Genomic DNA, 6,000 nt, shown 5'->3' with positions numbered 1-6,000 from the left:
GCGGTCAGACTCGACGCAATTTCGGCGTGATCTCCGTTTCAGCCAGTCGCTAAACTAGAACGGATGTCTATAATACTGATTTGGTTTTGTCTCCATCAATTATCGCGTTTAACACTGGTTACAGCAAAAAAGAGGTGAATCGTCGTCTGATCAAGTTAGAGAACCACAGGCTCGTAGAGAGGGTGGAACGAGGAAAATATCGGCTCACACAATTTGGTGAAGAATACCTTCTCGGACACCGGCCCGGGAATGTTGGGGCTGTAGATGACACTGGTGTTCCTAAATAGCTTCTCTAAGTTCTGTCTCATGGACCAGAATCTAGTCCACTAACTGCAGCCATGCTCGGATGGCGGAACGGATACGACCAATAAGGAGGCGGAATTATTTGGATACCGACGAGAACAGATAAGGTATTACGTTATTCAACAGCGTATAAACGTAACTTCCTCTCTTGTCAGAGACTAAACCGGCTCATTGGGGTCGTGTTTCTCTGCCATCCGTTCGGCTTCGGCAGCGTACCGCTCTTGGATGTCCGTCTCATTGACGGTTCCGAGGTTGTCAGGGGAGACCTCCTTTGCGGCAGTCACCGTCTCCAAGGCTTGTGACGCGACCTCTCTCCGGAAGACCTGATTCCCATCAGGAGTCGCATACTTGAGAATGATTAGATCACGGTTGTTGTATCCACGTTCGACAAGCCATACGCGAACCTCGTCTGACTCCGGTGACATGGAAGATCAAATGAGGTGCGTGAATTTACCATTTAGCCCTATTTACAAGGAACCCACTATGTCGGTTACCACGGTTCCGAGACAGATACGTCCTCAGATTTGATATCCCTGTTAAAATCATCAGCCGCTGATAGAAGCAGTGGACCGAACTTTTTCCGCCTCTGGATTCCGCACAAAGCGCAGAATCGCTCAGCACAAAAACCTCGATGAAAAAGGCCGCTTGCTCCCAATGGTCGCTCGCGGGTGCTGCGCTTACAGCCCGACCGCAGCGATAACGCCTTCACCTGCACTTACCGATACAAACCAAGTGTGGTAACTGTTCAATGATAACCTATTTAATCCAGATGGATGCCCGAAAATTGAGCGCCTGCATCGATAAGTGCGTATGTGAAGACGCATAACTTCGCTGCAAACTACGTCGCAAGGGCTGCTGTCGTTCTGTCGTGTGTTGACTATTCATGGATTCACCACTGTTAAGTGAAATCGTCCACACCCATGTTTAAAATTCGGACCATGCATTTCTGACCGCGTCCTCCCGGTCCTGTTTCCGCGTTTCCTTCAGACGCGGATCGTAGTGCCGTTTAAGGATCGGGATTGAAACGTCGAACCGCTCACTCGCCTTTCCGTATGGCAAATCCCCACTAAGGTGATTGACGATCGCACCCCGACGAATCGCATGGGGGTAGTACGAATATGGGCAGACAGCAGAATCGGGGTCACAGGTTCCATCGCACGTGACCTCTGTTTCATCTTCGTCCGCCCATCGACAACTCGTGGCTTCGTATACCCATCTTCGAAGAGTCGATCGAGAAGCACGGCCATAAACCGTGGTGAACAGTGGTTCCCGACTAAATTCGTCCGTTACCTCCGTCCGGAGAGTTCCGATGTACTGTTCCAAAGCCTCAACAACTGCAGCCTTCAGTGAAATATTTCTCTCGCCATCGCCTGGTGTTCCGTCATCATCTTCCCCGTTTTTGAGCCGCGTTCCTTCCTCCGGCCGGTGCCGGATGAGTAACTCGTTCGTTTCGGAAATCAGGTCGTGAATATCGAGTGAACGAATCTCACCGATCCGCATCCCTGAGTTGTAGAGTAACTCAATAAGTACGTGCTGAGCCGTTCCATACCGTTGGACCACAAACCCGGAGGGGATTGGGAGGACGCGATACACAGTGGCCTCCCCGACTTCTATAGAGATATCAAATCGGTACCGGTCACGGTTGAAGCGGTTTCGTTCGAGGAAAAGCGTATCGAGACGGAACACCGGACGTTCGAACGAACAATCATTCGTGTTCGCGGCGAAGGCGTAACTGGATTCGGAGAAGACGTGACCCGCTCCAGGGAGGCGCACAATCGACTTCGCGAGGACGGACTAGCGCTCCCGACCGGTGACTGGACGGTCGGAACGTTTTCGGACGCTCTCGATGCCGATTCGAATCTCTTGACACAGACTGCGTCCAGAGACGCTCCCGAGTATTTGCGTTGGGCGATCGAGAGTGCAGTTCTCGATCTGGCACTCAAACAGTCGGGGCAAACGCTGGCATCGGTACTTGACCGTACGTACGAACCGATGGCATTCGTCGTCAGTCTACAGCTCGGGGATCCACCACACATCCGCCCCGTAAACCGGTTCCTCGACGCGGATTCGGATATCGAATTCAAGACCGATGTCCCCGACACGCCGAGCGACGAGTTACTCTCGGCCCTCTCGGATACTGGTGCGGTTCGAATTCTGGATTTGAAAGCACAGTACGGTTCGGATGTCGGGGCTCCCACTGATCCGGACCTCTACCGGCAGTTGTTCGAGACGTTCCCGGATGCACTCATCGAAGACCCGGCCGTCACGGATACGACACGACCTGTGCTCGACGAATATGCTGACCGAATCTCCTGGGACGCCCCGATAACGGGTGTCGAAAGCACCCAGGAACTACCTTGGGTACCAGCTGCTCTCAACATCAAGCCGTGTCGGTCTGGGACGCTCGAATCACTCTGTCGTATTCTCGAATATGGCTTGCAACACGATGTCGAACTCTATGGAGGTGGAATGTTCGAACTCGACGCTGGCCGAGCGCACTCACAGGCGCTCGCCTCGCTGTTCTATCCAAACAGTCCAAACGACCTTGCACCACCTGCGTATCACACCTACCGAGACGACAAATCCTATCCCTCGAGTCCGCTGGAGCCACCGGCCAAACCGGCCGGAATCGGGTGGGATATCAGATAACCACAACACTCCGTTCCAAGGGAACTATATTGGAACAGAAGCATTCTTAGTCGCTACAGGCCGCACTCCGCGCTAATCGCGTTCGGACGCTGATTCCTCATCGTTTGTTCGATCACGACGATCACGCACACAACGTACGGTTGGACAGCGAGCTCTACGGGCTGCGCTGAATGGACGGAGTGCCTTCTCGACCATCAAACGTCGATACGGGTCCGCTGTCACGCTACGCGCTTGGTACCGCGAATATTCGTGAACTAGTGCTCACTGCCGCGGTCTACAACCTCGAACGATCCATTAAACAGAGACTGCTATACCGGATTCAACAAGGCACAGGAGTCGAAATACTGCGGATTTGATTGTCTCATCAGGGTACTAGTTGGTTGCCCTCCTCATCATAGACGGTAATTGCATCAACGGGGCACACGCGACCAGCCATCTCGGCATCAAATTCTGCTCCGTCTGGAACATCTCGAATGTATAATCCTGGTTCCCTCTCGTCACTTCCAACAAGTGTGGCTTTGCCAGCATCACGATCTTCGATGAATTTCTCCCATTCATGGACGCAGTTGAATATCCCGGTGCACGTGTCTCGATCAAATTCAACATACATGATTATTCACGCCTCGTGTCAAATTGTAACCAGTGGATTTCATTAGTAAGTTCAAAGGGCGCTCCGTTAGGTGAATATCTCGTACACCGAGGGTCGTTACCTCGGGTATTCATCTCGCGGGATCACCAAGCCGTGATAGAAGTGTCATTCACAACTCATCGCTCTTCACCTTTCAGTAACCGTCACTCGCCACTCGTCGTCTGTTGCTTGAGATGTTTCATGAGTGTATCCATGTTCTTCAAGGACGGGATAGAGTGGTTCCGGTTCGTGGTCGGCGATTAGTACAAGCATTTCATCATCGGGAAGAACGTCAAGCGCTGTCAGTATCTCATCGAAGGGATTTCCAGTAGTTTCACGGCAATCAAATTCGTGGATTCTGTCGTCATCGGTGTCGGCCCCCATATTCTCTGATTCGTGTTGTAGTGGGATAATCATTCTGCCGATGATGCTCGCGTTGTCCGAATATCACCAATCAGAGATCCATACAAATGTGTTCGCGGGATTGCGTATATGAGAAGAGTGCCAGCAGGGCACCTCCAATTCTGACGGCCGCTCCCATTCGAGTGGATAATCAGTCCTGATAAAAGTATTCGCCGCTCGATTTTTGTTGTCGGTCGAGTTGACTGCCCGGCTTATTCACTCGAGGCCTGCCGGTTCGTCCGTCCCGGCGAAACGTGATTTCGAGGGCAGATAGAAACGCGTTCATGCCGTCCCGCATTGATTGCGGAGATTCTGCATAGCCACTCTGGCTCGGATCACCCTCGAAAACGATCAACCGATCGGCAACTCGATCGATGACGAAGAGGTCGTGATCCACGACGAGCACGGGTCGATTCGTTCGTTTGCTGAATTGGTGAATCCGATCAGCGAGTACCACTCGACGGTCCACATCGAGGAACGCTGAGGGTTCGTCCAAGAGATAGAGATCTGCATCACGAGCGAGACATAGTGCAATCCCGACACGCTGTAACTCCCCGCCCGAAAGCGAGTCAAGTGAGCGAGTATACAACGATTCGAGGTCGAATGGATTCTGAATTCGTGTTTTGAATGATTGGGCGTGAATATCGGTGACTGATGCAAAGCGTTCACGGACTGCAACGTCGCTATCCGGCGTGATATACTGAGGTTTGTACGATACGAGGACATCTTCCGGAACCCGGCCACTATCGGGAGTTACACTCCCAGCGAGCATTTTCACGAACGTCGTTTTACCCAGCGCGTTCTCTCCGACGATACCCACCGATTCCCCGGCGTGAATCTGACCTGGTTCGACGACGAGCGAAAAGTCCGCGAACGATTTCTCAAGCTGCGGATATACAAGGGCCGGTTCGTTGTTTCCGCTGTCGCGAGAGCCAGCCGACGGGAAGTCGATTGAGTGACGCCGAATTTGGACGTTTTCTTCCGATAATTTTCCCTCCAAAAACTGGTTGATGCCCGTCCGTACTGCCGACCGCTGGGCAACGACGCCGAATCCCCCTGGTTCACCGTACAAGACGTGGATCGCATCAGAGAGTAGGTCGAGCGTCGCAAGGTCGTGTTCTACGACAACAGCCGCGGAATCGGTTTCCTGTACGTGACTGCGGATCGTCCGTGCCACTGACAACCGCTGTTTGATGTCCAAAAACGACGAGGGTTCGTCGAACAGATAGAGATCCGCCGTCCTCGAGAGAGTAACCCCGATAGCAACCCGCTGTCGTTCACCCCCGGACAGATCAGACAGCGACCGATCGAGGATCGAACGGAGACCAAGTGCATTGACGAATCGATCCGGATCGTCAGAACGGGAAACGAGCAGTTCGCGTACCGTATCAGCCTCGATCTCGTGGAGGGAGTCGACCCGTTGGTCCTTGTAAGCGGTGACGACCGACTCGTCTCGGAGTTGTTCGAGATGAGTCTGCAGGGTCGTCCCCCGAAACGATTCAATCGCCCGGTTCCAGTCTGGCCCTTCACCGCCCCCGCCAAAATTTGGTACTTGGCTACCAGACAAAATGTCCAACGCAGTACTTTTCCCGATGCCATTGCGGCCGAGAAGGCCGATTACAGAACCATCGTCCGGGATGGGGAGATTGTACAACCGGAATCCGTTCTCACCATACTGGTGGACGAGTTGTCCGGTTTCCGCCGGAAGTGGAATAATTTGGATCGCGTCGTTGGGGATCTTCTTTTCGATGAGTTTGTGCTCGGCCAGGACGTTAGCGTCGTCGATGTGGAGTTCACCATGCTCAGTGACGTGGAACCCCTCGTGTCCGGACCGATTCAGCGGATCATATTTGACCGCGATATTTCGTACTTCGTCGGTGACCTCATCCTGATCGATGATTGCGACGTATTCTTGCTTCCGTCCGCTTTGAGGCTCTGTCATGGATTACTTAAACCATCAGTCCGAGTATTCATTGGTGACTGTTGCGGGGGAATATCCCGGTAAACCGAGTGGTACG

At 52.9% G+C, this 6,000-nt stretch carries 6 protein-coding genes; 1 reads left to right on the top strand and 5 read right to left on the bottom strand.

Annotated features, from left to right (window positions below; translation table 11 throughout):
• Nucleotides 1–461 precede the first annotated feature (461 nt).
• Nucleotides 462–728 (bottom strand): DUF7967 family protein, encoded by a 267-nt coding sequence (locus tag PGX04_RS14695; protein WP_273739197.1) that lies wholly within the window; start codon nt 726–728, stop codon nt 462–464.
• A 499-nt stretch (nt 729–1,227) separates the two neighbouring features.
• Nucleotides 1,228–1,989, bottom strand: coding sequence for a tyrosine-type recombinase/integrase (locus PGX04_RS14690; RefSeq protein ID WP_273739195.1), 762 nt, complete (start codon nt 1,987–1,989; stop codon nt 1,228–1,230).
• A gap of 63 nt (nt 1,990–2,052) precedes the next feature.
• Here PGX04_RS14690 and PGX04_RS14685 point away from each other — a divergent pair, with 63 nt between their 5' ends.
• Nucleotides 2,053–2,952: an enolase-like domain-containing protein gene (locus tag PGX04_RS14685; RefSeq protein ID WP_273739194.1), complete on the top strand. Its 900-nt coding sequence runs from the start codon at nt 2,053–2,055 to the stop codon at nt 2,950–2,952.
• A 364-nt stretch (nt 2,953–3,316) separates the two neighbouring features.
• On the opposite strand, the gene PGX04_RS14680 is transcribed toward PGX04_RS14685, so the two are convergent.
• The 3 genes from PGX04_RS14680 to PGX04_RS14670 form a co-directional block, all read right to left on the bottom strand.
• Nucleotides 3,317–3,562 (bottom strand): ferredoxin, encoded by a 246-nt coding sequence (locus PGX04_RS14680; protein ID WP_006667243.1) that lies wholly within the window; start codon nt 3,560–3,562, stop codon nt 3,317–3,319.
• Nucleotides 3,563–3,727: 165 nt separating this feature from the next.
• Nucleotides 3,728–3,964 carry a DUF2249 domain-containing protein gene (locus tag PGX04_RS14675; RefSeq protein ID WP_273739192.1) on the bottom strand — a complete coding sequence of 79 codons (237 nt, stop codon included), beginning with the start codon at nt 3,962–3,964 and terminating at the stop codon, nt 3,728–3,730.
• A 169-nt stretch (nt 3,965–4,133) separates the two neighbouring features.
• Nucleotides 4,134–5,924, bottom strand: coding sequence for a ribosome biogenesis/translation initiation ATPase RLI (locus tag PGX04_RS14670; RefSeq protein ID WP_273739191.1), 1,791 nt, complete (start codon nt 5,922–5,924; stop codon nt 4,134–4,136).
• Between the last annotated feature and the right edge of the window lie 76 nt (nt 5,925–6,000).

Source organism: Natrinema soli, assembly GCF_028618695.1.
Note: the sequence above shows the minus strand (reverse complement) of the source record. Positions and strands in the feature narration are given on the sequence as shown.